Source organism: Streptosporangium sp. NBC_01639 (assembly GCF_045209755.1).
Classification (GTDB): Bacteria; Actinomycetota; Actinomycetes; order Streptosporangiales; family Streptosporangiaceae; genus Streptosporangium.
Window position 1 is genome coordinate 4,456,575 of sequence record NZ_CP109272.1, and the last position, 24,300, is coordinate 4,480,874.

The 24,300-nt window shown below is 67.4% G+C and carries 23 protein-coding genes, 1 tRNA gene and 2 pseudogenes; 17 read left to right on the forward strand and 9 right to left on the reverse strand.

All coding sequences use genetic code 11. The annotated features are described in order from the left end of the window. Window positions 1-105 precede the first annotated feature (105 nt). Complete coding sequence (locus OHA77_RS20270; RefSeq protein WP_406319663.1) at window positions 106-1,149, forward strand: Gfo/Idh/MocA family protein; 1,044 nt, start codon at window positions 106-108, stop codon at window positions 1,147-1,149. Then, the gene (locus OHA77_RS20275; protein WP_406319665.1) at window positions 1,146-2,189 is read left to right on the forward strand and encodes a Gfo/Idh/MocA family protein; all 1,044 of its coding nucleotides are present in this window, start codon (window positions 1,146-1,148) and stop codon (window positions 2,187-2,189) included. Before OHA77_RS20270 ends, OHA77_RS20275 begins: the two co-directional genes overlap by 4 nt. Window positions 2,190-2,272: 83 nt before the next feature. Here OHA77_RS20275 and OHA77_RS20280 read toward each other — a convergent pair whose 3' ends face one another. Beyond that, on the reverse strand, window positions 2,273-3,151 hold the full coding sequence (locus OHA77_RS20280) for an ROK family protein (protein WP_406319666.1): 879 nt from the start codon (window positions 3,149-3,151) through the stop codon (window positions 2,273-2,275). 290 nt (window positions 3,152-3,441) lie between these two features. On the opposite strand from OHA77_RS20280, the gene OHA77_RS20285 reads away from it, so the two are divergent. Then, a complete protein-coding gene (locus tag OHA77_RS20285; RefSeq protein ID WP_326826723.1) occupies window positions 3,442-4,164 on the forward strand; it encodes a GntR family transcriptional regulator in 723 nt (240 codons plus the stop codon). A gap of 14 nt (window positions 4,165-4,178) precedes the next feature. After that, entirely contained in the window at window positions 4,179-5,657 is a 1,479-nt protein-coding gene (locus OHA77_RS20290; RefSeq protein ID WP_406319668.1) for a DUF4127 family protein, read from the forward strand. Window positions 5,658-5,909: 252 nt separating this feature from the next. On the opposite strand, the gene OHA77_RS20295 is transcribed toward OHA77_RS20290, so the two are convergent. From OHA77_RS20295 to OHA77_RS20305, 3 genes and pseudogenes are all read right to left on the reverse strand, one after another. Then, window positions 5,910-6,392, reverse strand: coding sequence for a hypothetical protein (locus OHA77_RS20295; RefSeq protein WP_406319670.1), 483 nt, complete (start codon window positions 6,390-6,392; stop codon window positions 5,910-5,912). Between the two features lie 125 nt (window positions 6,393-6,517). Further along, window positions 6,518-7,105: a helix-turn-helix domain-containing protein gene (locus tag OHA77_RS20300; RefSeq protein WP_406319671.1), complete on the reverse strand. Its 588-nt coding sequence runs from the start codon at window positions 7,103-7,105 to the stop codon at window positions 6,518-6,520. Window positions 7,106-7,262: 157 nt separating this feature from the next. Then, a pseudogene (locus OHA77_RS20305) lies at window positions 7,263-7,553 on the reverse strand (hypothetical protein); the annotation flags it as partial. Window positions 7,554-7,838: 285 nt separating this feature from the next. On the opposite strand from OHA77_RS20305, the gene OHA77_RS20310 reads away from it, so the two are divergent. From OHA77_RS20310 to OHA77_RS20335, 6 genes and pseudogenes are all read left to right on the forward strand, one after another. Next, window positions 7,839-8,291: a hypothetical protein gene (locus OHA77_RS20310; RefSeq protein ID WP_406319673.1), complete on the forward strand. Its 453-nt coding sequence runs from the start codon at window positions 7,839-7,841 to the stop codon at window positions 8,289-8,291. A gap of 4 nt (window positions 8,292-8,295) precedes the next feature. Further along, entirely contained in the window at window positions 8,296-8,931 is a 636-nt protein-coding gene (locus tag OHA77_RS20315) for a TetR/AcrR family transcriptional regulator (RefSeq protein WP_326826720.1), read from the forward strand. A 336-nt stretch (window positions 8,932-9,267) separates the two neighbouring features. Further along, a pseudogene (locus OHA77_RS20320) lies at window positions 9,268-9,510 on the forward strand (hypothetical protein); the annotation flags it as partial. Window positions 9,511-9,580: 70 nt separating this feature from the next. Beyond that, window positions 9,581-9,715: a hypothetical protein gene (locus OHA77_RS20325; RefSeq protein ID WP_406319987.1), complete on the forward strand. Its 135-nt coding sequence runs from the start codon at window positions 9,581-9,583 to the stop codon at window positions 9,713-9,715. A 901-nt stretch (window positions 9,716-10,616) separates the two neighbouring features. Continuing rightward, window positions 10,617-11,015, forward strand: a complete 399-nt coding sequence (locus OHA77_RS20330) for a spore-associated protein A (protein WP_406319675.1) — start codon at window positions 10,617-10,619, stop codon at window positions 11,013-11,015. Window positions 11,016-11,494: 479 nt separating this feature from the next. After that, window positions 11,495-12,151, forward strand: a complete 657-nt coding sequence (locus tag OHA77_RS20335; protein WP_406319676.1) for a tyrosine-type recombinase/integrase — start codon at window positions 11,495-11,497, stop codon at window positions 12,149-12,151. Window positions 12,152-12,518: 367 nt separating this feature from the next. Here the strand turns inward: OHA77_RS20335 and OHA77_RS20340 are convergent, their stop codons facing one another. Next, the gene (locus OHA77_RS20340; protein WP_406319678.1) at window positions 12,519-13,046 is read right to left on the reverse strand and encodes an Imm21 family immunity protein; all 528 of its coding nucleotides are present in this window, start codon (window positions 13,044-13,046) and stop codon (window positions 12,519-12,521) included. Between the two features lie 280 nt (window positions 13,047-13,326). Here OHA77_RS20340 and OHA77_RS20345 point away from each other — a divergent pair, with 280 nt between their 5' ends. After that, window positions 13,327-13,764, forward strand: coding sequence for a barstar family protein (locus OHA77_RS20345; RefSeq protein ID WP_406319680.1), 438 nt, complete (start codon window positions 13,327-13,329; stop codon window positions 13,762-13,764). Window positions 13,765-14,125: 361 nt separating this feature from the next. Here the strand turns inward: OHA77_RS20345 and OHA77_RS20350 are convergent, their stop codons facing one another. After that, the gene (locus OHA77_RS20350; RefSeq protein ID WP_406319681.1) at window positions 14,126-14,482 is read right to left on the reverse strand and encodes a hypothetical protein; all 357 of its coding nucleotides are present in this window, start codon (window positions 14,480-14,482) and stop codon (window positions 14,126-14,128) included. Window positions 14,483-14,988: 506 nt separating this feature from the next. Here OHA77_RS20350 and OHA77_RS20355 point away from each other — a divergent pair. The 5 genes from OHA77_RS20355 (at window position 14,989) to OHA77_RS20375 (ending at window position 18,843) form a co-directional block, all read left to right on the forward strand. Beyond that, window positions 14,989-15,183: a hypothetical protein gene (locus OHA77_RS20355; protein WP_406319682.1), complete on the forward strand. Its 195-nt coding sequence runs from the start codon at window positions 14,989-14,991 to the stop codon at window positions 15,181-15,183. 235 nt (window positions 15,184-15,418) lie between these two features. Next, on the forward strand, window positions 15,419-16,255 hold the full coding sequence (locus OHA77_RS20360) for a helix-turn-helix domain-containing protein (protein ID WP_406319684.1): 837 nt from the start codon (window positions 15,419-15,421) through the stop codon (window positions 16,253-16,255). A 141-nt stretch (window positions 16,256-16,396) separates the two neighbouring features. Beyond that, a complete protein-coding gene (locus tag OHA77_RS20365; RefSeq protein WP_406319685.1) occupies window positions 16,397-16,762 on the forward strand; it encodes an ATP-binding protein in 366 nt (121 codons plus the stop codon). A gap of 448 nt (window positions 16,763-17,210) precedes the next feature. Beyond that, on the forward strand, window positions 17,211-18,020 hold the full coding sequence (locus OHA77_RS20370) for a sigma factor-like helix-turn-helix DNA-binding protein (protein WP_406319687.1): 810 nt from the start codon (window positions 17,211-17,213) through the stop codon (window positions 18,018-18,020). Next, entirely contained in the window at window positions 18,007-18,843 is an 837-nt protein-coding gene (locus tag OHA77_RS20375) for a protein phosphatase 2C domain-containing protein (protein ID WP_406319688.1), read from the forward strand. The genes OHA77_RS20370 and OHA77_RS20375 overlap by 14 nt, the downstream gene beginning before the upstream one ends. Window positions 18,844-19,339: 496 nt before the next feature. On the opposite strand, the gene OHA77_RS20380 is transcribed toward OHA77_RS20375, so the two are convergent. The 3 genes from OHA77_RS20380 to OHA77_RS20390 all read right to left on the reverse strand — a co-directional run bounded on the left by OHA77_RS20380 (window position 19,340) and on the right by OHA77_RS20390 (window position 23,224). Further along, complete coding sequence (locus OHA77_RS20380) at window positions 19,340-19,840, reverse strand: hypothetical protein (RefSeq protein WP_406319689.1); 501 nt, start codon at window positions 19,838-19,840, stop codon at window positions 19,340-19,342. Between the two features lie 567 nt (window positions 19,841-20,407). Next, window positions 20,408-20,496, reverse strand: a tRNA-Ser gene (locus OHA77_RS20385). A 127-nt stretch (window positions 20,497-20,623) separates the two neighbouring features. Next, complete coding sequence (locus OHA77_RS20390; protein ID WP_406319690.1) at window positions 20,624-23,224, reverse strand: AAA family ATPase; 2,601 nt, start codon at window positions 23,222-23,224, stop codon at window positions 20,624-20,626. Between the two features lie 115 nt (window positions 23,225-23,339). Between OHA77_RS20390 and OHA77_RS20395 the strand changes: the two genes are divergently transcribed. Beyond that, entirely contained in the window at window positions 23,340-24,296 is a 957-nt protein-coding gene (locus tag OHA77_RS20395; RefSeq protein WP_406319691.1) for an NAD(P)H-quinone oxidoreductase, read from the forward strand. The last annotated feature ends 4 nt before the right edge of the window (window positions 24,297-24,300 follow it).

Below are 24,300 nucleotides of genomic sequence, written 5' to 3' on the forward strand. Positions count from 1 at the left end.
GTCGGCGTGCGCGGATGCCGGCCCTCCCGCTGATCGACGGCGGCCCAGGACGGCCACCGTGTCTCCCGCACTTGACCGCGCTTCGAGCACAGGCAGGAAGAGTTGATGCCCGCACTGAAAGTTGGACTGGTCGGGGCGGGGGGCATCGCGCACGCCCATGCCCCCGCCTGGCGTTCGCTCGGCGCCGAGCTGCACGTCTTCAGCTTGGAAGGCGCAGACGAACTCGCCGCGACGTACGGCGCGCGGAAAGCCGCGTCGCTCGACGAACTGCTGCGGCTGGTCTCTGTCGTCGACGTCATGACGCCCACACTCACCCATCACGACATCGCGAGCCGGGCGTTGGCCGCCGGCGCGCACGTGTTCTGCGAGAAGCCGCTGGCCCGGAAGACCTCCGACGCGGCCGACCTGCTGCGCCGGGCCTCGGCCTCCGGTCGGCACCTCTTCCCCGGCCACGTCGTGCGCTACTTCCCCGAGTACGCGGCCATGCACGCCGCCGTCAGGGCAGGGGCGATCGGGCGGCCGGCGGTGCTGCGGTTCAGCCGCGGCGGCGCGTTCCCGTGGTGGTCACCCTGGTTCGCCGACACCGGGCAGTCGGGCGGGCTGGTGATGGACCAGATGATCCACGACCTGGACATCGCGCGGTGGGTGGCCGGTGAGGTGGTGGAGGTCTACGCGACGCAGAACACCGCGGACCGCGACGGACAACCGCTGCAGACCGCCCACGTCGTGCTCACGCACGCGGGTGGCGCGATCAGCCACGTACGAGGACTCTGGGGCCCGCCGCACGTCACGTTCCGGACGTCGTTCCATGTCGCGGGCGACGGTGGGGTGCTGCACTTCGACTCGGCCGACCCGCCGGGGGTGCGCCTCGATCTCGGGCCGGTTCCGGCGGGCGGGGAGGAGCGGCCCGCGCCGGTCGCCGGGGAGAGCCCGTACCTGACCGAGATCCGTGAGTTCGCCGAGGCGATCGCCGGTGGGCCGGCGGCCCGGGTGACGGCCGCCGACGGGGTCGTCGCCGTCGAACTCGCCGAGGCCGCCCTCGAATCGCTCGACAGCGGGGAGGCGGTCCCGATCGACACCGCCGCGCGCCTGCGTGACCTCCTCGGCGCCCTGGAACCGGACATGAGCGTGGGGAGTGGTGTCGCGTGACAGCCGCAGCAGAGGGCCGCCCGCTGAAGGTCGCGTTGTTGTCGTTCGCGCACGTGCACGCCGAGGGTTACGCGGGGTTGCTGGCCGGGCGGCCGGGCGTCGAACTCCTGACCGCGGACCCGGACGCCGCAGGCGCCCCACCGGGGGAGCTGCGCGGCAGGGCGTTCGCCGATCGGATCGGCGTCGCCTACGCCGACACCTACGACGAGGCGCTGGCCTGGGGGCCCGATGCCGTCATCGTCTGCAGCGAGAACGCCCGGCATCGCGACCTCGTCATCAGCGCCGCGGCCGCGGGCGCGCATGTGCTCTGCGAGAAGCCTCTCGCCACCAGCGTCGCCGACGCGGAGGCGATGATCGCCGCCTGCGAGGCGGCGGACGTCTTCCTGATGACCGCCTACCCGGTACGGTTCAGCCGGGAGTTCGCGTCGCTCAAGGCACTGTACGACTCGGGCGCCATCGGGACCGTCCTGGGCATCACCGGCACCAACAACGGGAAGATCCCCGTCGGCGGGCGCGCTTGGTTCACCGATCCGTCGCTCTCCGGTGGCGGCGCGCTGGCCGACCACGTCGTGCACGTGGCCGACCTGATCGACGAGTTGCTCGGCGAGCCGGCGGTCGCGGTGCGGGCCGTCACCAACCAGATCCTGCACGCCGACAAGCCGCAGGTCCGGGCGGAGACCGGCGGTCTCGTCACCATCACGTACCAGTCCGGCGCCGTTGCGACGATCGACTGCTCGTGGAGCCATCCCGACAACGCCCCCAACTGGGGCGGACTCACCCTGCAGGTGGTGGGTACCGAGGGCGTCGTCGAGATCGACCCGTTCGGCGCCCACGTGTCCGGGACGGTGCGCGACGGCGCCTCCTGGCTGGCCCTCGGTGAGGACCTCGACCGGGCCATGCTGGACCGGTTCCTCGGCGCCGTCCGCGACGGGAGGCCACCGCAGCCGGACGGCGCCACCGGCCTGCGCACCCTTCGGATCGTCACCGCTGCCCAGCGGTCCGTGGCCGACGGGCGGGTGGTCCGGCTGACAGCCGGCTGATCAACGGGCCTTCGTTCCGGAGATCCGGAGAAACGCCTCAGGTCAGGGGCGCCGACCGCGATGACACGACGGTCGGCGCCCCATCACGATCCGTTCTCGAAGCGGGACAGGGCTTCCAGGCCCGCTCCGACCAGTCCCGCGTCGTCTCCGAGACGAGCCGGGAGGAGCTGCGCGGCGGACGGGCCCGGCAGGGCATCGGCGCGGTAGGCGGCTTCCAGGGGCCCGAACAGCGCCTGGCCGAGCATGGAGACGCCGCCCGCGATGACGATCGCGTCAGGGTCGACCAGGTTGGCGGCGCCGGCGAGCACGCGGCCCAGGAGCGTGGCCGCGTCGGTGATCACGTGAGAGCCGAGCCGGCCGATCTCGGCCAGCGGCAGCGCCTGCCCGGTCTCCTCCCGGTAGGCGCGCTCGATCGCGGGGCCGGACGCGTGCGCCTCGATGTGATCGAGCGCCCCACAGGAGCAGGGCACGCCCGCGCTGGTCGGAGCAGGCAGATGGCCGATGCTCCCCGCCGTCCCGGAGAGTCCGGTCCGCACCCGGCCCGCTACGCACACCGCCCCACCGATGCCCGTCCCGACGGCGACGACCAGCGCCGTGCGCGCGTCGCGGGCCGATCCGACCCGCGCCTCCGCCACTCCGGCGGCATGGCAGTCGTTCAGCACGACCGTCGGAAGCGTGAGCGCGCGCTGCGCCGCGCCCTTGACATCGGTGCCGGCCCAGTCGGTGAGCAGATCGGTCGCCGAGGTGATGCGCCCCCGCGGGTCGACGGTTCCGGCGGTGCCGATCCCGCAGATCACGGCCTGCTTGGCCAGCGGCCGGGCGAGCTCGAAAACGGTCTGGAGGATCGACGACCCGGCGGGCGTGGCCGCCCTGGTCCGCTCTTTCAGCGTCCCGTCCGCCGCCACGAGCCCTACAGCGATCTTGGTGCCGCCGATGTCGACGGCCAGTGCGAGCGGCGTCATCGCGGCACGGCGGCCGGTCGTCGGGTCACGGGGATCCGGGCGCCGGCCACCCCGCTCGCCGCTGCAGCACAAGATCTTTCCGCCGGAAACGGCGATGAGCCTCTCGACCGCCTCGCCTTCCGGCCGGAGCGGGCCGCCGGCGCACCAACGAGCACTGACGGCATGCCCATTTTGACGATCTTCACTCGCGCTCCTTGCATGGTGCTGGGATTACTCCGATTGATCTAGGACAAAATTATCGCCATGGTTACGATATTGGAGTACACCAATTTAGGCTAGACTCCTGGGCCATGCAGATGGGACGCCCCCCGGCCAGGTCTGAGCGGCTCCGGCGGCACCTGGTGGATCTCGTGATCGGCGAGCTGGCTCCGCACGAGCAGCTGCCCACCGAGCGCAGCCTGGCCGAGGAGTTCTCCGTGAGCCGACTCACCGTGCGGCGCGTCTTGGACCAGCTGGAACGGGACGGGCGGGTCTACCGGGTTCAGGGCTCGGGCACGTTCGTGAGCGAGCCGCGCATCCGCAAGTCCGTCGAGCTGACCTCCTTCAGCGAAGACATGCGCTCACGCGGCCGGCGTCCCGGATCGTTGGACGTCAGCTGCGAGCGGATCCCGGCGGGTGCCGACATCGGCTACGCCTTGCAGATCAGCCCGTCGGCGGAGGTGCTGCACATCCGCCGGATCCGCACCGCCGACGACGAGCCCATGTGCCTGGAACACAGCTACCTGCCCGCCGGGCTCGTGCCCGCCGATCTGGGGCCCGAGCTGCACGGCTCGCTGTACGAGGTGCTCTCGGAGCGGTACGGGCTCACGCTGCACCGGGCGGAGCAGACGATCAAGGTGACCGTGCTCGACCCGGACGACGCGCGAACCCTCGGCGCGCCGCCGTTCTCCCCGGCGTTCCTCGTCCTGCGCACCGGCTTCGATGCCCGCGGCCGCGCCATCGAGCGGGCCGTCTCGCTCTACCGGGGAGATCGCTACTCCTACCAGCTCACCATCTACCGCGACCCTCAGTAGGGAAGTCCCACCGCATGCACATCGCTCTGCTGCCCCTCGACGAACGCCCGGTCAACACCCGCCTGCCCGCCGACGTCGCAGCGATCGCCGGCGCGCGGGTCAGCCTGCCCGACACCGGGCTGCTGCCGTCCATGCGGACTCCCGGCAAGGTCGGGCTCCTCGGCCAGTGGCTGCTGGACCAGCGCATGGACGCGGCTGTGGTGTCGGTGGACATGCTGGTGTACGGGGGCCTCATCCCCGCGAGGACCACCTCCGACGACACGCTGACGGTCCTCGAAAGGCTCGACGTGCTGCGCAGGCTCCGGCAGGCCCGTCCTGGCCTGCCCGTCTCCGCGGTCTCGTTGGTCACCAGGGCCAGTGACAGTTATCACGGCGACGAGGAGCCTTCGTACTGGCCGCGGTTCGGCCGTGAGCTGCACGCGTACGGCGGGCTGCTCCATCGTCTGCACCTGGCCGACCTGACGGGTGACGAGCCTCCCGCCGACGAGCACACCGGCCGGATCCCCGCCGAGATCAGGTCCGACTTCGAGCTGCGCCGCCTGCGCAACCACGTCGTCAACCTGGAGGCGCTCAGGCTCCTCGCGGAGGGTGCCGTCGATCCGCTGCTCGTCACCGCCGACGACACGGCCGTCCACTCGGCGGGCTCGGTCGAGCAGAGCTGGCTGCGGCACTGGGCGCGGTCGCTCGATCCGGCGGGCACGCTGCTGATGTACCCGGGCGCCGACGAGGTCGGCGCCGTACTGGTCGCCCGCGCGCTGGCGGCACAGCACGGCCGGACGATCCGAATCCGCGTGGCCGGCGGCGACCCGGCCGGGTTGGACGCGGTCGCTCCCTACGAGAACCTGCCCGCCGCCGAAGGCGCCCGCCGCCAGATCCTCGCCGCGGGCGCCCGGGTGGCCGAGAACGGTGAGAACGCCGACGTCGTCCTGGTCCTCCACACCCCCGACCCGCGCCGGACCGACTGGCTCGGCACCCCGCCCGTCCCGGACGCCGTGGCGGTCGCCGCGACGATCCGGGCCGTCCGCGAGGCCGACGCCCCGGTCGCCCTGGCGGACATCCGTCACGCCAACGGCGGCGACCCGGAACTGGTGACGGCGCTGCAGGCGGAGGGCCTCGTCGACGGCCTGGTGGCGTACGGCGGCTGGAACACCGCGGGCAACACGATCGGCTCGGTGGTGGCCGCCGCCGTGGCGACCGTCATCGGCAGCAGGGAGAACACCCTCGACCGGACGGCCGCCCGTCGCCTCCTCCTGCACCGCCTCACCGAGGACTACGGCTATCAGGCCATCGTCCGTGCCACCGGTCCGGACGCCGCCGCGGCAGGCCGGCGGCTCGCGCCGATCTTGCGCGGGCTCGACCCGGACTGGACCATCGGGGATGTCGCGTTTCCGTGGAACCGCTCCTTCGAGATCGACTTCACGCTGGCGAGGCGGGAGCCTCGGGGACAGCACCCCGACGAGACGTTCGTTGACGAGGGGACTGCGCGGGACTGAGGGGACTGCGCGCGGCGGGTGGTTCGGTGCGGCGGGCGGCCCGATTTCCGCCGCCGTTCGGAATCGGAGCCCGCGCCGCACGCCCGGACGGCCGGCAGAACGGCCGGCAAGGCGGCAGGCAGGGCGGCAGGCAGGGCGGCGGCGCGGTGCACCGCCGCCCTGGCTCCGCGGACCAGATCGCGGATCAGTCGGATGGCCGCCCCGCGACCTCCACCGCCCGGAACCGGTCGCCCGGTACTGGCTACCCGGGGGTCACGAGCCCGTCCAGGCCCCGCAGGTGCCCACGTAACCTGTCGGACCCTTGTTGCAGGCTCGGAAGTGCAGGTCGGAGTACAGGCCGGCGGGAAGTTTGGCCGTGGTGATTGCTTCCGTGTAGACGTTGGCGGCATAGGTCACGAAGTCGGTTGCGGAGTAGTTGGTCCATGTACTTCCGGAGTACTTGTACCCCTTGAACTGGAGCACGCCGCCGTAGTTGTCGTCGCGGCAGGTGCCGTAGTCCGTCAGCTGCCCGTCCAGATACACCTTGTACGCCTTCCGGCCGTTGAAGGTGTTGATATAGGTATAGGTGTAATCGAACGACGCCTGCGTGCACCCGTTGCCGCTTTCAATTATGAACCCTGTCAGAGCGGAGCGGTTGGCGGACGCTGAGGCGGGGGCGGCGAGCGCGCCGACGAGGGTCAGTGCGGCGGCCAGCGGGGCGATCGTGCGGGCGAGGCGAGTTCGGCGGATGGGCATGCGAGACTCCGTACGTCGATGGCGAGGTCCGACCAAGGCGTCGCTTTCTTGGTGCAGAGCAAGGCTAGATCGCCGTTTCGCGCGGGATGTGATCGTCGGCGCACGCCCCTGTGGAGATCAGCGCACTACCCGCTGCTGTTCCGCGTGTTCCGGTAGTCACCGGGCGAGACGCCGTAGGCGGCGCGGAAGAGGCGGCTGAAGTGGGTGCGGTCGGTGAATCCCCAGCGGGCGGCGATCATGTGCAGAGGTAGGCGGCCGAGCCGTGGGTCCGTCAGATCGCGGTGGCAGCGTTCCAGCCGGGCTTGGCGGATGCGGGCCCCGACGGTGGGGCCGCCGCGCGCCTGGAACAGCCGGTGCAGGTAGCGCAGGCTGATGTGGTGCGCTGCGGCGATGACCTCCGGGCTCAGATCCGGGTCCGCGAGCCGCCGTTCGATGAAGTGGTCGATGCGCCGGAGCAGGACCTGCAGGCGGGTCTCGGGGGTGAGCGCGTCGAGCGCGCCCAGGTGGTGGGCGAGGGTGGCCGCCACCAGGTCGAGGGTGACGCCGGCCAGGGCGGCCCCGTCCGCGTCGGTGTAGCCGTCCGTGTCCTTCACCAGCTGGGACAGGTGGGCGGTCAGCACCGCGCCGATGCCCCTCAGGGTGCAGATCGGCACCGTGGCGAGCCGGTCGACGTCGGCGGCGGCCAGGCCCGGCAGTGCGCGCGGGAACTGCACGACCAGCGACCGCGCCGGCTCTTCCTGCGACGATCGCCACCCCTGGCTGGGGTGGGAGGTGCTGTAGAAGGCGAACTCCCCCGATCGGAAGATGGTTGGAGCGACCCCGGTAGGTGAGTCCGGCCGAGCCGTTCAGGTTGAGGTTGAGCAGATACATCTCCGGATCGTTCTCGCGGATCAACCTGGGGGTCCGGGTCATCTGGAGCGAGGGGTAGGACAGCAGCGACACCTGGACCTCACCCAGTTGCAGCACGCGCATCGTGGCCGCGAAGTCGTTCTCGTGCTCACTGCGGACCCAGGCGCGCACATGTGCCTGCGTGGCCATCTCGAACCAGCAGGGGAAACGGTCCCGGGCCGGCAGATCGTGGGTGTGGAAGGTCATCAGACTCAACGGCTCCTCCTTCCGGCCGCACCGCCGTTCTCTGCGACCTCGGGCGAGTGGGAGCATCACGGCGAGATCGGCCGCGGTCACGGGCCGGGTCCCGGAGTTCAGAGCCGAGAGTCAGACGCCGGATCGCGCAACTTGCTGATCAAGAATAAACACTCCTCACCCACGGCGGACAGGCCGATCGGTATGAGCAGAAACCGCCTTATCGGATGCAGCCGGGGCCGCTCGTGCCGCACAACCACACCTCGACCGCCGATGCACCGCTGCTCCCCCGGCGAGCTCGCCGGTCAGGCACCCCCACCCCCGTCTATTGACCATGCGGTCAATTGGGATAGTATTGACCGCATGGTCAATAGCATTGAAAGAGATGAGCTCGGGTCGGCATCGCTCACGTCTGTACCGCTCGCAAGGGTGAAGCGACTGGTAGCCGCCTACGTGGTCGTGGCCTTGGGCACGTTGGTGGCCCTGGCCGTCCTGGCGGCGACAGCACCACATCTGGCGACCTCAGAGGCATGGGGTCACGCCGTGATCGTCGCCGTGTTCGCGATCGTGCTACCCGTGCGGACGCGCGCCGCACTCAAGGGGAGCCCCTCCGGCCTGCGTGCACTCACCATCATCGGATGCGTCCTGCTGGTGGTGAATCTCGTCGAAGCCGCGCTGCCTGGCGTCTTCCCTGCGTGGATGCGCGTCGAAATGCTCGTCATCGCCGCGATGATGCTGACCCTTGCGATCCTGTCAATCCGGGTTCGCCGGAACCGTCAGCCGGTCGCCGATGACCAGACCAACGATCCGCGGTGACGGCATGACCACTTCGTCCTCACAAACCACCGGGTCGGGTGCGCGTCGGCGTCGACTCGACGAGAATCAACGCCGGGCACAGATCATGACCGCAGCCGTGGAGGAACTCGCCGACTGCGGTTACGACGGCCTGTCGTTGACTCGCGTCGCCGAGCGGGCCGGCGTTTCCAAGGGCCTGCTCTGGCACTACTTCGCCGACAAGGACGACCTGATGGAGTCCACTGCCAAAGCGACGATGACCACCATCCGCGACCGCATCGCGAACTCGCTCGACCTGACCGAGCCCGTCCCGGACATCATTCGCGCGGCCCTACGCCGAGCTGCGGCTTTGACCGTCACCCACCGGGGAGAACTCACCGCGCTCAACCACATCGCGCACAACCTGCGTCACCCCGATGGCACACCGCGCCTGACGCCTGACGCCTACGAAGAGACCTACCAAGCACAGGAATCGCTGTTCCGACGCGGCCAAGCCGAGGGAACCCTGCGCGACTTCGACACCCGCGTGATGGCCATCACCTATCAAGGCGCGATCGACATGATGATCGGATACCTCGGAACCAACGGCCCCCACATCGACCCTGACGACTACGCCGACAAACTCGCGGACATCCTGCTCGTCGGCATCCAGCGAAGCTGATCCTGGTGGCACAATCCCAGACTCACCGCGCCGTCTCACGTCACCTGATAGATCGCGCACGCTGAAGCCGGACCCGCAGAGGGAAGGGCCGGGGCGAACCGGGTCTGGTCTGCCGCACCTGCTCGCCGTTGACCTGCCGGTCGGTCCCGGCTCCGGTACCAGGTGATCGCGCTGCACCCGGCCACCATGCCGCCCATGTGGGGTGGCGGGGTGCCGGACAATCAAGCCGGCGCGCTGGAATGATCTTCGGGAAAGGACACCGTGAGACAGCCAGATTCCGCGGAACCGGTCGTCATACGACGCTTCATCGAAGATGACTCGGTGGAAGAGCTGACCGTGCTTCTGCACCGCGCTTATGCGGATCATGCAGCCGCCGGGCTCGTCTTCTTCGCCTCCTACCAGACCCCTGAGGACACGCTGCGGCGCCTGGGCAAAGGAGAGTGCTGGGTTGCCCTGGAGCGGGGAACGATCGTTGGCAGTGTCACGGTGACAGGGACATACGACACTCCGCCTGGATATCCGGCGCCGGTCCATGCGGGATCGTTCTGGCAGCTGGCGGTGGATCCGGCCCGGCGGGGAACCGGCTTGGGACATCGCCTCCTGACCTTGGCCGAAACTCGCATCACCGCCCTGGGCGCGTCGATCGATAGTGATCGATACTTCCGCACAGGCCACCGATCTCATCGCCTGGTACGGCCGGCACGGCTACACGTCGATCGGGACATGGAAGTGGGGAGTCACCAACTACGACAGCATCGTCTTGGCCAAGGACCTTCCCGCCTGAACGAGGCTTCACGGCTGTTCCATGCCTCAGATCCAACAGCAAGCTCCGTCAGGTCCCTGCTTCGACGGCACTGTCCCAAACCGCCTGACAGCGACGGCGACCCGGGAGAACAAGACCTGCATCATCCCGCACATATCCCGCGAGGCTGAACACGCCACGATCCCGCTTAGAACCTGCGGATTAAAAGTGGATGGCGCTTATTGGCCTTCGCGGCGCTCTGACCTGGCGCTTTGGATGCCGTCTTGATCCAGTCCAAGGGAAGCACTCCGGGCATGGTCCGGATCTTGGAATCTGGCTCTCTCGCTACGGTCTTCGGCAATCTCCGGTGTGCGTACCCTGCTGCCAGGGTGAGCCGTGGCCGGCCACGCTACCCGGTGGTCAGGGGCTGCGGAACGAAGTCCCTGACCGTCGATCGCCCTCGACCCCGTACGGCGGCCGGCCATGACGTGGCGATCGTGCGGGCTGTGGTGGTACGGCCGACGCTCCGACCCGATCACCACCCCAGAGCCGGACCCCCTGATGATCGATGCCGTGCGAGACATGAGCATGACCAGAGAGATGGGTCCGCAGGAGAACGGCCCCCTCGGTATCACGCAGCAGAGACCAGCGGTTCTCACCTGCACGAACGGATATTTCACCCAGACAGGACGGCCAATGAGAACAAGACTTTACCTAACCTTGACGAATACATAACGCGAATGTATAACATGCATGTAAGTGATCAAATGTAGCCGCCGGGACCATGGGACTTGACGACCTCTGCCACAGGTCCGGCCTGCCCGGTCGTCTTCCGTCAGGGCGCCACCACCAGGGTGCGCGTACCTCGACGTCTGCCGGCCGGCGGGGTGCGCGGCTATAGATGATCGCGCCTCGCCGAACGACGCCCCTCAGGAGATTTTCTGTGCGCAGATTCAAGCAGGGAGCCGCGCTCGCAGTCGCCACCGTGGCCGCGCTCGCCGGAACCCTCGCCGCCGGCAGCCCGGCGATGGCGGCATCGACGCCGATCGCGGCCTGCGGCGGCGGCTCCTACCACGTGATCGACCAGCACGACCTGGGCAAAGCCACCATCTACCTGATGTACAACGGCACCACCAACTGCGTGGTCACCTGGAAGGACAGCCCCAACACCGAGTGGGTCGGGGTCTACCTTGTCGTGCAAGGAGGATCTTACCTAGGTGACGCCGATTACTACTCGACTTACGCCGGCCCGGTGAAGCTCTCCGCCAAGGGGAAGTGCATCGAATGGGGCGGCGTTTACGGATCCATCGGTTACACCTCGCCCCTTGAGCACTGCGGCTGATCAAGGCCCCTGGTCCCGCATGGATCGGTCCGGGCCTGGTCTCCTGCGGGTGACCTGGCCCGGGCGGGAACTGGCCGGATGCGACGAACGCACACGGTCCTCACAAATTGGCGCGCTTCGGGGATCTTCCTATTGAATGTGGCGTTGGCGGCGAGTCGTGTCCGGACCTCACCGGCGCTGTGGCGGCGGGCGATCACGATCACATCGGCCGCCGTATCGCCGAGCGGCCGGTCGATTCGCAGGTGTCCGAAGCCGACATGTCCGCTGGCATCAGCGCTGTCAGCTTGTCCATCACCACGGACCCGTACGTGGGCTCTTCGGTCTTGAAGGCGAGTTCTCCCCCCAAGACCGAAGGGCCGGTAAGCACCGTAGCGAGGCGGCGGCGCGTACCGTACCGGTGCGTAGAGCCTGGTCGGCGCGGGGTGCGTGTGGTGACGGCCCGGAGTCCTGCCGCACGCCGGGACCGGCCCCCAGGCCGCATGCCCGGCGTGCGGTGCAGGCGCAGGGCCGGGCGACGGCGCTCAGCGCTGCCGCCCCTCGACCGTGGTCGGCACCTGCGGGGTTTCTTCGCCCGTCTCTACTTCTCCGGTCTCCGTCCAGCTGAAGCGCTCGGGCTCCGCAAGCAGGACTGTCACCTCCCGGCGACCGGTTGGGGACTGCTCGTCCTGACCAGGTCCAAGCCGCAGACGAACAAGAAGTGGACTGACAGTGGGGCGGCTCACGACGATCGGGGCCTGAAGCACCGGGCCGGGGACGAGGGCCGTCCCGTTCCGGTCTCGCCTGAGCTGGTGGCCATCCTCCGGGAGCACATCCAAGAGTTCGGCGTCCACGAGGACGGCCGGCTGTTCCGTAGCTCTCGCGGTGGCGTGATCTCCATTGGGGCCTACTGCGAGGTGTGGAAGGCGGCTCGGACCTTCGCCCTGACTCCCGAACAGCAGGTCTCACCTCTGGCGGCCCGGCCGTACGACCTGCGACATGCGGCGGTGTCCCTCTGGCTCAACACGGGTGTTGCCGCTCCCGACGTGGCCGAGCAGGCAGGGCACGGGGTGGACGTGCTGCTCCGGGTCTATGCCAAGTGCATCGACGGGGGCACGGAGATCGCCAACCAGCGGATAGACAACGCACTCGCGGCATGATCATAGGTACGCTCAAGGGGTCCCGCTCATCACGGGGCCTCTTCTTTTTTGCGGGCGCGACCTGGGGAAACACCTCAAGATCCATCCCGCGCATATCCCGCGAACACCGGCCGAGAGCTGCTCACGGTGGCCTACGGCTGCACATCCCGGAAACGATCAACGGCGCCCCACCGGGCCATAAGCCCTGGTCAAGCGCCGTTTCGGGTGGTGAGCGGAGAGCGTGGGATTCGAACCCACGAGGAGCCGCAAAGCCCCTAGCGGTTTTCAAGAGGGCTACGTTTTCAGCGTCGACAACGGCTCTGAGCTGCTGCGAAACATGCGCTCCAGCATGGAGGCTTGAAGATCATCCCACGCATATCCCGCAAGATCAGATCTGCTGGCCAAGCTGAACGATCACCATGTAGACGGTCTCGGTTTGAGCATAGGCAGCACGGACGGTGTAGCGCCCCGGTGGAAGGTCCACCCTTAGATGCTCCTCGCTGCGGATGTAGTCATGCCCGTGGACGGAGTCGAAAAGGACCACGGGCTGGCTGATGTCCCACACCAGTTCCTCCTCCCACTGCGCGGAGCCGACTACATCGGTAGCGGCCTGGAGGATATCCGCGGCAGAGTCGGCAGCGATCCAGCGGACAAAGAGGTTGTGCGCGGGCAGGAACGTGGTGTTGCCAGGATGGTCGCCAAGCACAAGTGCCTTTTCCGGTCCAACGTCGATCAAACCGATGTAGCCGTCGACTTCGCAGGCTCGGCCGTAATCTCCCTCATCGTTGGGGTAATCCTTCGGTACGCCGTTCCAGTACTGGCAGGCTGACTCCGGAATAACGATGTGCGGCCCGCCCAGCGTGGTGACCCAGAACGAATCTCCATCGCCCGACTGTTCCATGTACGGCTGGGACATGACGGCCAGGGTACGGCGAGAAGCCGACAAAAATGCGCAACCTCGCCTTCTGATCCGTAGGTCTCCGAACGATGTCCAGGGGCGTTCGGATCGGTTCGCCATACAGGTTGCTGAGGCTCCGGCCGTTAGAATCGGTCCGGCCGAGTCCGTGATCGTCCACTTCGGTGGCTCCCAAAATGGCTCCCGGAAATAAGATCGACAGTCCCGGGCTGAGGGGCGACACTCAGCAGATCTGTCCGTTCGGGAAAGCCCTGTTGGGCCGTTGGTGGAAGGTGCGCCGGTGAGTGTCGAGTGGGTCGACGTTAACAAGCTGATCCCCGGATTGCCCCTGCCGCCTTACCTCATTCAGAAGGAAACGGCGGCCGAAGTGGTCGCGGCCCTCACTCGGTCCGGCTTCGTGGTGGGTGAACTCGACGGTCATGTGATCAACTCCCAGCGAGACCTTCTTGAGAAGATCGGCAAGGTCCTGGAGTTCCCCGATTACTACGGCTGCAATTGGGATGCCCTCACCGATTGCGCTGGCGATCTGCCCAGGCAGGGCAAGCCCAAGGTTGCGCTCGTCTGGCACGACAGCGACCTTCTTCTGCGTCGCAGCGTTCACGACTTCGTCCGGTCCATGACGCTCATGTACGACATCGCCAAGAGTACAAGCACTCTCCCACCTGACGCCGTAGACCCCGATCTTCAGATGGAGGTCTTCTTCAGCGGAGAGTGGTAGATCCTGACACCCCCGCTGCCAGGCTCAGAATGCGGAGCCGACGGTTTTACAGGGGGCTCCCGTTTACAGCCGCTCATAAGCCGTGACCTGCGCCATCGAGCCATCTGGTACGCAGATCGGTAGCAGCTATCCCGCGCATATCCCGCACGCTGTTGATCAAGCCTCAGGCCCTGCGAGGCAGACCTGAATATTGATCCACCCATAAGCTTACGGATTAAAATATCGGCCTTGCGCTGTTCCAGACAGTTCAATGCGGGTCAGCGGACGTGCGCGGTCCATCCTGAATGGCTCTGAACGCCCCTGTATTGCAACCCGAAGTGCAACCCTGGTACCCGGCGGCACTCCACGGCGAGAACCACCCTCAGCGCTTGGGAACCACGACTGTGTAACCGTCCGGAGGCATGGCCTTATTGAGCTCGTCGGCAAGCTCTGAGCCTTGATCGCCGACCTTGCTCCAATAAGAGTGAAAGTGCTTCTTGTCCATCGTGGTGATCTCGATTCTCCGCTCGGCGTTGATGAGCGTGGCGGTCGATACATTGCCCGAACGGATCTGGTTGAGTACGGTGGGCATGTCTGTCTGCTGAGAATCGTCATAATTAAGTAAGAAGAGGCCGCCGATGAGTACCAAGCCTGCGGTGACGGAGCACACGATGAACGTCCTGAACCGTGAGGCTTTTTTCTGGTACCGATGAGGGATTGCGGGCTGCTTCTCGATCATGCCTACAGCATGCCAGTCCACTCGCTGCGTTTGAAGGCCATGGGTTCATTCCCGCAAATGGGCACGGCCGACATGCATGGTGGTCATGAGAGCAACCTCGGTTGCAGTAGCGAATCACCAGTTTGGAAGATTGCGGCGCGTGACCCTCTGACCTGCTGCGTCCCAGGCCAGAGGCGATCTCCCCTTGCCCGCGAGTCCCCGTGATTCCCCCTTGGTGACCATCCTGACGGGCACGCAATGGGCACGGCCTGAAGATCCCCGTGCGGACGCACACGCCTCCCCCGACGGGAAGAGCTGGCCCTCAGCCACTTACGGACCTGGCTTTTGATCCTGGCGATCATCCCGGAGCCAGAGGCCCCCGCCGGAGGCGATAGACCGTGTGGGGATGGATCGGGCAAGCTTGATCGAAATCATGATCGAGACGTTGAGGACAGGGCTGGGTGGGCGAGTTGAGAGATCTATTTGTATGGCTGGGGGGAGTGCTTTCGTGGTTGTTCTCGCTAGCGGTGCTGTTCCTGGTGATCTATGTGGCGATACGGCTGGCGCTCAAGCATGATCGTAGAAGTCAGATTCCGCGTCCACGAGATGTGGCGGATGCGGAGCTGCGGGAGCGTGTGGCGGCGGAGAGAGCAGCGCAGAAGCGAGAGGCGGAGGAGCGAGCGGCTCGACGGCGCGAGGCGGAAGAAGCTGACGACGTGTAGCGGCGGCGGGCCGGTGGTCGGCGAGGGCATCGGTTGCGGCGGGTGCGCGGGTCGGTGGACGGCCCGGGGCGCCGCCGACCGGGACCGGCGCCCACGCCGCACGCCCGGTCGGCGGGCGGCAGAGGGCCGAGTACGGCGGCGCGGCGCGCCGCCGCCTTGATACCTATGAGAACAATTCGGCAGTGATCCGTGATGGGCTGCGCTCGATGTGCGGGTGGCTGGTAGAACGCTGGGTGTGGAGGATCGTCGGGATCGCCTGCGGGCGCTGGGTGAGCTGCTGCGTCGGCTGCGTAAGGACGCTGGGCTGACGGGGAAGGATCTGGCGTTGCGGGCTGGGGTGGCTCAGCCGACGATCTCTCGGATTGAGACGGGGCGGCTCCTTCCGGTTCCCGAGACGGTGGATCGTCTCGTTGAGGCATTGGGCCTGGATGAGGCGGGCCGCGGGGAACTGGATGCTCTGCTTGTGCGGCTGCGCGATGAGGTGTCTCGCCTCAAGGGCGGGCTTGCCGGTCGAGAGGCGGCCAATGTCACCCGGCTGCGGTCGGCGCGTCGGGTGGTGGTGTTTCATTCGGCAATGGTCCCGGCGCTGTTGCAGACGGCCGAGTATGCCCGGCTGGCATTGGCGATCGGTCGCGAGGTGGATGAGGAGGATGCGGCCAAGGCTGCGGCGGTTCGGGTGGAGGGGCAAGCAGTCCTGTTCGAGTCCGGCCGGGACTTCTTCTTCGTGCTGACCGAGGGAGCTGTGCGCACGTGGCCGGGGTCGCCGGCGTTGATGCTCGCTCAGCTCGATCGGTTGTCGCAGGTGGCGACACTCCCTCACGTCACTCTCGGGGTGGTGCCGTGGTCAGTACAGGCTCCGGCTTTCCCGCTGCATGGGTTCACCGTCTATGACGGTGCGGTGAGCGTGGTGGAGAGCCTGACGGGTGATCTGACGTTGACGGAGCCTGGGGAGCTGTCAGTTCACGGGGAGACCTTTGAGGGGTTCGCGGCGGTTGCTGTCTATGGCGAGGAGTTGCGGGATCTTTTGGGGCGAATCGGTGTCGACTATCGCACCTTGGCAACACACCTCTAGCGCCTGACGCATTTATGCGTCGAATACCTTGAGATACTTCTAGTGTCACTCATACGCTGGCGCCGTGGATGTATAGCCCCCTAGACATCGGAGTCCGCTATGTCACCCTGGCGCATGTCCCGCACCTTCCCCGGCTCCCCCGTGGCGATCACCGAAGCGCGACGATTCGTCACTGCCCTTCTGGCCGCCTGGCCCGGGATCGAAGACGCCGAACTGATCGTCAGCGAACTGGCCACCAACGCCGTCCGTCACTCCGCAAGCGGTCGGTTCGGCGGCTGCTTCACCGTTGCCGTCCAAGCCGACCACGACCGGATCTGGCTCGGCATCCTGGACCAGGGCGGCCGGCGCACACCGCAACCTCTCCCTCCTCAAACGGACGAGGAAGGGGGGCGCGGCCTGGCCCTCGTCGCCGCTCTGGCGGCCAGCTGGGGTGTGACCGGAGACGATCAGGGTCGCATCGTCTGGGCCACCCTGAACCTGACTCCTGAGAAGACGGCTGTGCGGTGAAGAGGTGCCTGGCCCCGCACGTGGGACCGTTGCAGGCAGGCCGCGTCTCATTGACCTGGATCAACCCGCGAGACGACGGGCGGCGACGAGTGATCGCCTGGACCTGCGACTGCCGTTCGGTCGTCTATGAACTGTGTTCCGCGGGTGGTCAGTCCTACCTCCGTCGCACTGTGCAAGGCGCTCATCCCGAGGTCACTGAGACTCCCCGAACCCGTGCGAGTGAAGCTCACGACCTTTGGGTCGCGCTGCTGACGGGGCGAGTGCGGTGACCCGCGGGGTACCGAAGCGGCGCTCAGCGATCCGGGCAACCAGTCCGAAAAACGGCGAACCTCTTAAAGCCGTACTGTCAAGGGGGATAGACGACATTTCGTCTAGAGGTCTAGACTCGGCTGAGCACCACCGAAAGGGACCCACTGTGCCACCGAGTGACCTTGAGCGCATCGCCGCCATGGATGACCCGTATCTGTTGATCCGGGCCGCAACCGAACGGCTGAGCATCGCGCAACAGGAGGTCACCGAACTGGCCCGCCTCCGACGCCGCGTCATCCAAGAGTTGCACGCCCAGGGCGTCTCATATGCGCAGATCGCCGAGCAGGCCGGCCTATCGCGCGGACGCATTCACCAGATCAAGCACACCGGACCGGCTCCGGAAGGGGCGTTCCTCGGCGTCGGCACGGTGACCGTGGTGACCCCACTGCGCCTGGACCCAGAGCGAAACCGGCCCGTGGTCGCCCTAGACGACATGCGCTCGGGCAAGCGGCTGGAAGACCTCGCGCGCTCCTTCGGGCTCACCGTGGCCTCCGACAACGTCTCGGTCGACGGGCAGATCGATCTCAACCGGCCCGGCCTGCTCGTCATCTGCGGTCCCCGGATGGCGGAGGCGATGCGCACCGCGTACGACACCGACCCCGTGATCAGATGGGAGCGCGACGAGCTGGGCTGGCTGCTGCGCGACACCCGGACCGGCGTCGCCTATCGCTCCGGCAGTCAGGTCGACCCGCCGCAGCCGACCGACTCGGCCTACCTCGGGCGTCTTCCCCGGCCGGACGGTAAAGGCATGTTCCTGGCCATCGCGGGCATTCACCCCAACGGCTCGCTCGGCGTCGTGGACCTGCTCGCCTCCGAGATCGCCACCATCTGGGGCCAGGTGGGTGACAGGCGTTTCTCCACTGTGGTCTCCGTTGAGTACGACTCCGCCACGGGGGAGCCGGTCCGTACGCAACTGGCTGGCCCTCTCTATCGACATGAGGACGACTGACGTGCGGCTCAGTCTCGCCACCCAATCCGCCCGCCCCGATCGGCCCAATGAGGACTTCATCGGGGCCGCTTCTGACGTGGTGGTACTCCTGGACGGCGCCGGGACCCCGGCGGGACTGAAGACGGGTTGCTCCCATGGCGTCGCCTGGTACGCCCGCACGCTCGGCTCAACCTTGCTGTCCGCGGTCACCCAAAGCGCCGGCACCCTGACCGAGATCCTGGCCGAGTCGATCAAGAACGTCGCCTCGTTGCACGACTTCACCTGTGACCTGGTGCATGCGGGATCCCCTTCGGCCACGGTCACGATGTTGCGCCGTACGGATGACGTCCTGGAATGGCTGGTGCTGGCCGACTCCGCCGTTGTCCTCGACACCGGTACGGCAGAGCCGACGGTGATCTGTGATGATCGGGTGAGCCGGATCGGGGCGCGATACCGGGCGTTGATGGATGGCCTGCCGGGCGGAAGCCCAGAGCACGCCAAGGCGTTTCGAGGCTACGTCGAGACGTTGCGCGATCACCGCAACCGGGACGGCGGTTTCTGGGTGGCCTCCGTTGATCCCCTCGCCGCAGAACAGGCCCTCACCGGTACCGTCCCGGTGGATCAGGTGCGAGCGGCGGCGTTGTTGAGTGATGGCGCTTCCCGCCTTGTCGACCGCTTCGCCCTGGCGTCCTGGCGGCAGCTGCTCGACCTTCTTGGCCAGGACGGCCCCGATGAACTGATCCGTCGTGTCCGAGAGGCCGAATACAGCGATCCAGACGGCTCCCGCTGGCCTCGGGGCAAGGTCCATGACGACGCCACTGCGGCACTCTGGAAATTCCTCTAAGGCATTTCGTCGACCCCCCTAGACAGTTCGTCGACTCCGGCTTAACTTACTTGCATAGCCCCCTAGACACCTTGTCTTCGCGGAACGGCCGCACCTGTCTAGGGGGGTCGACAACAGGAGTTGCATCAGGGCCATCAAAGGCCCCATTCCGATCAGCTTTCACCAGGTCTTCCCGCACGGCTGCTTCATCATCGGTGAGGTCGAACAGGTCAAGGACTTCGACGCCTCGCCCAAGGGCCGCACCGTCTACGCCAAGGACAAGAACACCGGAGAGCTGGTGTGGCAGGTCGCGGTGATGGACGCCGATCCGATGACGTGGCCGAGTGGCGGGGCACGGGGTGGACATGTTGCTCAAGGTCTACACCAAGTGCATCGACGGCGGCGCGGAGATCGCCAACCGGCGGATCGAGGATGCATCGGCGGCGTGAGCGGAGACATGAAGGGACCCCAGCAGTACTGGGGTCCCTTCTGCGGCCCTGTTCGGTGCCGGCAGGGCTCAGGCCGCTCGGCGACTCATGATGAGGTCCGCGATGATACGAACCGGCAAGCACAACGTCTGACCATATGTCCGAAACAGGGCATCACGGGAGCTGAAATACCCCAGATCGGACAGGACGTGGCCAGACAGATCGCAAGATGAGCAGGTCACGCCGTCCCAGTCCACGGCGGTATGGGCCACCGCGTCGAAGAGCGTCTCACCACCGGTATTGGTGAACCCGCCTCCCTTCTGCAACGTACTCAGATCACCGTAGAGCTCGGAGACGGTCACCCACTGGTCGCCGAGCAGAAACTCCGGCCAGGCGAGCACTATCTGATGCGGGATCAATGCCCGCAACCGGGGAAATCGCGGATGCCAGAAACGCCCGTCCACCAGCAGTCCTCTGACCCGGCTGGCGATTCCACCGGCCCGCCCCACAGCTTCCAGAACCGCCAGCCGCTGGCTGCATGATCCGCGCTCCAAGAGAAGCGTCCTGGAGACCGGCTGCGTGTCGTTCATGGCATACACCGGACGCACCCGTGCGGCGATAAGCCGGTGTGCTGTGACCAGAAGACCCCGGCCCGTCCCAGTGTTCTCACGTCGAGCTTCGCTCGCCAACCTCAATACCCGGGGATGCCTCCAGTCCAGGATGGGCGTCGCTGCCAGCTCGCTCTCACCCGTTCCCTGGTGGACGGCAGCAACGCGACGGCACCGTAAGGGCGAGAGGACCGGCTCCATTCCATGATCGTATATGTGGCTCACGATGCATCAAGTGGAGCCTGCGAAGTGGGCCGGCTTCCTCCCGCCGTTCGCCACTCCACTGCTTTGCACAGCTTGCAGGTAAAGGCCATGGCCAGGTTGGCAGGGTGCGCCCAGACGTGAGACTGATTCCGGAGTCGGCAGCGTTCGCTGAACAGGACATCGAGGGCAGCCACCTGGGGAAACGCGACCAACATCATCCCGCGTATATCCCGCGAACACCGACTCAGAGCCGCTCAGAACGGCATACGGCTGCGCATCCCGGAAACGGCCAACGGCGCCCGGTCCGGGGTAATCCCCTGGTCAGACGCCGTTTCGGGTGGTGAGCGGAGAGCGTGGGATTCGAACCCACGAGGAGCCGCAAAGCCCCTAGCGGTTTTCAAGACCGCCGCCATCGTCCACTAGGCGAGCTCTCCTGGCGACACGCTCCATAGAACGTGTCAGATTGCACCTTAGCCTCTCGGCGTCCCAGGTGCGCACCGGATACGGCGGGTGTCCCGACTCCGCTCGACGACTCGGAGCCGGGTGCCCGCCGTACCGGATTCAGAGTTGCGTGCCGGCGAAGCCGTCACCCACCGAGGCCGCCAGCCGGAGGTAGGACTCTCGGGTGCCGGGCTGCAGCCTTTCCAGGTCGATCTCCGCGCCCTCTTCGAGGTGAGGATCGTAGGGGACTCGGATCACGGCACGGCAGCGGGCCGCGAAATGGGCCTCCAGCCGGTCGAGGTCCACAGTGGACTTCGACCGGGGCCGGACGCTGCACAGCACCACCGTGGCGGAGCGGACCAGTTCCTCGTAGTGGTGGGCCTCCAGCCAGTCCAGGGTGGCCGAGGCGGCGCGGGCGCCGTCCACGGACGGGGAGCTGACCAGAACGAGCTGGTCGGCCAGCCCGAGGACGCCCGACATGGCCGAGTGGAGCAGGCCGGTGCCGCAGTCGGTGATGCAGATCGAGTAGAAGTTCTCCAGAACCTGGGCCACCGACTGGTAGTCGGACGCGCTGAACGCCTCCGATACCGACGGATCACGGTCGGAGGCGAGGATCTCCAGCCGGGACGGGGCCTGCGAGGTGAAAGCCCGGATGTCGACGTAGCGCTTGATCTGCTGACGCTCGTTGAGCAGGTCGCGAACGGTCGCGGAGGTTTCGAGTTCGAGCTTGTCCGACAGGGTGCCGCGGTCGGGGTTGGCGTCGACCGCGATGACCCTGTCACCGCGGATCTGGGCGAGGGTGGCGCCGAGGCCGACCGTTGTGGTGGTCTTTCCGACGCCACCCTTCAGGCTGAGCACGGCGACCCGGTGGTGGCCCGTGGCGACGGGAGTGCGCGCCCGGCCGACCAGCTCGCGACGGCGGCGGACCTCAGGGGACTCGCCGGGCTTGATCAGGCCTGCCGACGCTTTGTAGATCAGCTTGCGCCAGCCGCCGGAGGGCCCGTTACGGCGTCCTCTGAGCAGCGATTCGGGATCCAGGCTGTCAGCCGACGGCCTGGGTGCGCCCGGGACCGGTTGCCGGGCGGGGGCGCTGAAGGCGGGCGGCGAGGGCGACTGACGGCGGCGTGCCTGGTACGGCTCACGGACCGGCTCGGCCGTCTCTCTGCCGGACGCGGAAGGCGTGACCTGTTCGGCGGCGAAAGCCGTGTCGCGGCTGAGCGCCGGAGACGTGTCCCGATCCGCCGAGAAAGCCGTGTCCCTGCCGGGAGTCGCCTCCTGGCTCGACTCGAAAGAGGTGTTCCCGCCGACAGAGGGAGATCTGTCCAGATCCGCGGCGAAAGCCCGCGACCTGCCGGGGGCCTCGGTTATGTGCCGTTCCGGTGTGAAGGGGCCGCCCTGCTCGGAGGTGAAAGCCGTCTTCCGCTCCGGGGTGAACGGCTTGTCCCGGTCGGCCCCGAACGGGGTGTCCCGGCCGGGAGCGAAAGCGGTGTCCCCCCTGGACTCGAAAGCCGTCTCCCGCTCCGAGGTGAACGGTTTGCCCCATTCCGAAAAGGGAGACGTCTCCCGTTCCAGAGCCGTCGGCTTGTCTCGGTCTCGGTCTCGGTCTCGGTCCTGGGCGAAGGCCGACGGACCGGAGGTGTCCGCGCCGAACGGGCCGGGGACGTGCTCTGCCGGGACCGGGCGCTCGGCACCGAAGGACTCGGGGACCCGGAACGGCTCAGCGGGCTCGGGCTTGGAAAGCTCGGGCTTGGCGGGCTCGGGGAGCTCGGGAGCCGGCCGGAGCGACTCGCTGACGATGAACGGCTCGGCGTTCTTGAGAACGGGAAGATCGTGCTTCGGCCCGGTGTCATGGGAGCCGGACCGGTCGTCCTCATGGTCGGCGGCATCGGAGGTGAAGCCGTCACGGTCAGCGCCGGTGCTCGGGAGCGCGGACCGGCCACTGTCAGCGCCGGTATCCGGGAGCGCGGACCGGTCACGGTCGGAGTCGGTGCCCGGGAGCGCGGACCGGCCGCTGTCAGTGCCGGTGCCCGGAAGCGCAGACTGGTCACGGTCGGAGTCCGCGTTGTCGAAGGCGAAGCGGTCGACGCCGATACCGGTGAGCGTGAACTGGTCGTGGTCGGAGTCCGCGCCGCCGGACGCGGGTTTCCCGGCCTCCGGAGCCGAGGGCTTGAAGGGTTCGAGAGCCGGGACGGCGGACTCGGCCGTCTTCTCTGTGCGCTGAGGTTGCTCGAACAGCCCGCGGGACGGCTCCGGCTCGGACTCCGTACGCGAGACGCGGGTCTCGTGCTCGGGGAACTCACCCGTGGGGTGACCACCGGTGTCGCCATGCTCCTGGCGGGGCAGCGGCTTGAGCGGGGCCAGGAAACCGTCGTCGTCCTGGGCGGGGGGCACCGGAAGAGCCGGAAGGGTGAAGGCGCTCACCGTGTCGGCCCCTTCCAGCCAGTCGACCGCGTCGGCGTCCTCGGCCGAGGCATCCGGCACGACCGTCGATGCACCCGCAGGATCGTGGGCCGAGTCGACCGCCGTGCGGAACAGCGGCGACGAGATCCCGGAGGGTTCGGACGGTACCGAACCCCACGGGTCCTTCGGGTATGGCGAAATGGCGGCACCGTCCATCGCGGTGTCCGTCACCGCACCAGGAGGCACCTCCTCTTGCTCCTTGATCGCGTCGAGCCAGGCGAGCTGCTCCTCGAGAGATTCCTCACGATCATGTCTCGCCACCGTGTTCCCCCTCGGGATGGACATAAAAGGGCAGCAAACACATAGCAGGTTAACGCCCTGTGTTCTTGTCAATGCGGGCAACCACCAAGTTGAGCCCACCGGATAGCTTGGTCGTATGCGCGCCATCGTGATCGACAAACCTGGTGGACCCGGAGTGCTGGCCTGGCGGGAGGTCCCCGATCCTCTGCCCGGACCGGGTGATGTTCTCATCGATGTGGCCGCCTCGGCGGTCAACCGGGCCGATGTGATGCAGAGACAGGGGTTGTACGACCCGCCCCCGGGCGCCTCGCCGTACCCCGGGCTGGAGTGCTCCGGCGTGGTCGCCGAGGTCGGCTCGGACGTCGAGGATTTCAAACCGGGCGACCGGGTGTGCGCGCTGCTGGCCGGAGGCGGCTACGCGGAGAAGGTCGCGGTGCCCTGGCAACAGGTCATGCGGGTGCCCGACGGCGTGAGCCTGGTCGATGCCGCGGCCCTCCCCGAGGTGGCCTGCACGGTCTGGTCCAACGTGTTCATGGTCGCGCGCCTGAGGAAGGGTGAGACGCTCCTCGTCCACGGCGGCGCCAGCGGGATCGGCACGCTGGCCGTACAACTGGCCAAGGCCTTCGGCTCCCGGGTGGTCGTCACCGCCGGATCGGCCGAGAAGATCGCCCGCTGCCTCGAACTCGGCGCGGACGAGGGGATCGACTACCACGAGGACGACTTCGCGGAGCGGGTCCGGGCCGATGTGATCCTTGACATCATCGGCGGCGAATACCTCCAGGGGAACGTGAAGGCGCTCAAGACCGGCGGGCGGCTGGTCGTGATCGGACTCCAGGGCGGCGCCAAGGGGGAGCTGAACCTGGGCGCTCTCCTCGCCAAACGGGCCTCTGTGCACGGCACCACGCTACGTGGGCGTTCGGTCGACGAGAAGGGGGTCGTCGTACGCGGTGTCGTGGACAACGTCTGGCCCCTTGTCGACGCGGGAGCGATCCGTCCGGTCATCCATGCCCGCGTGCCGCTGAGCGACGCCGCGGAGGCCCACAAGATCATGGAGTCTGGCGACCACATCGGGAAAATCCTGCTAGTAAGTTGAAGGC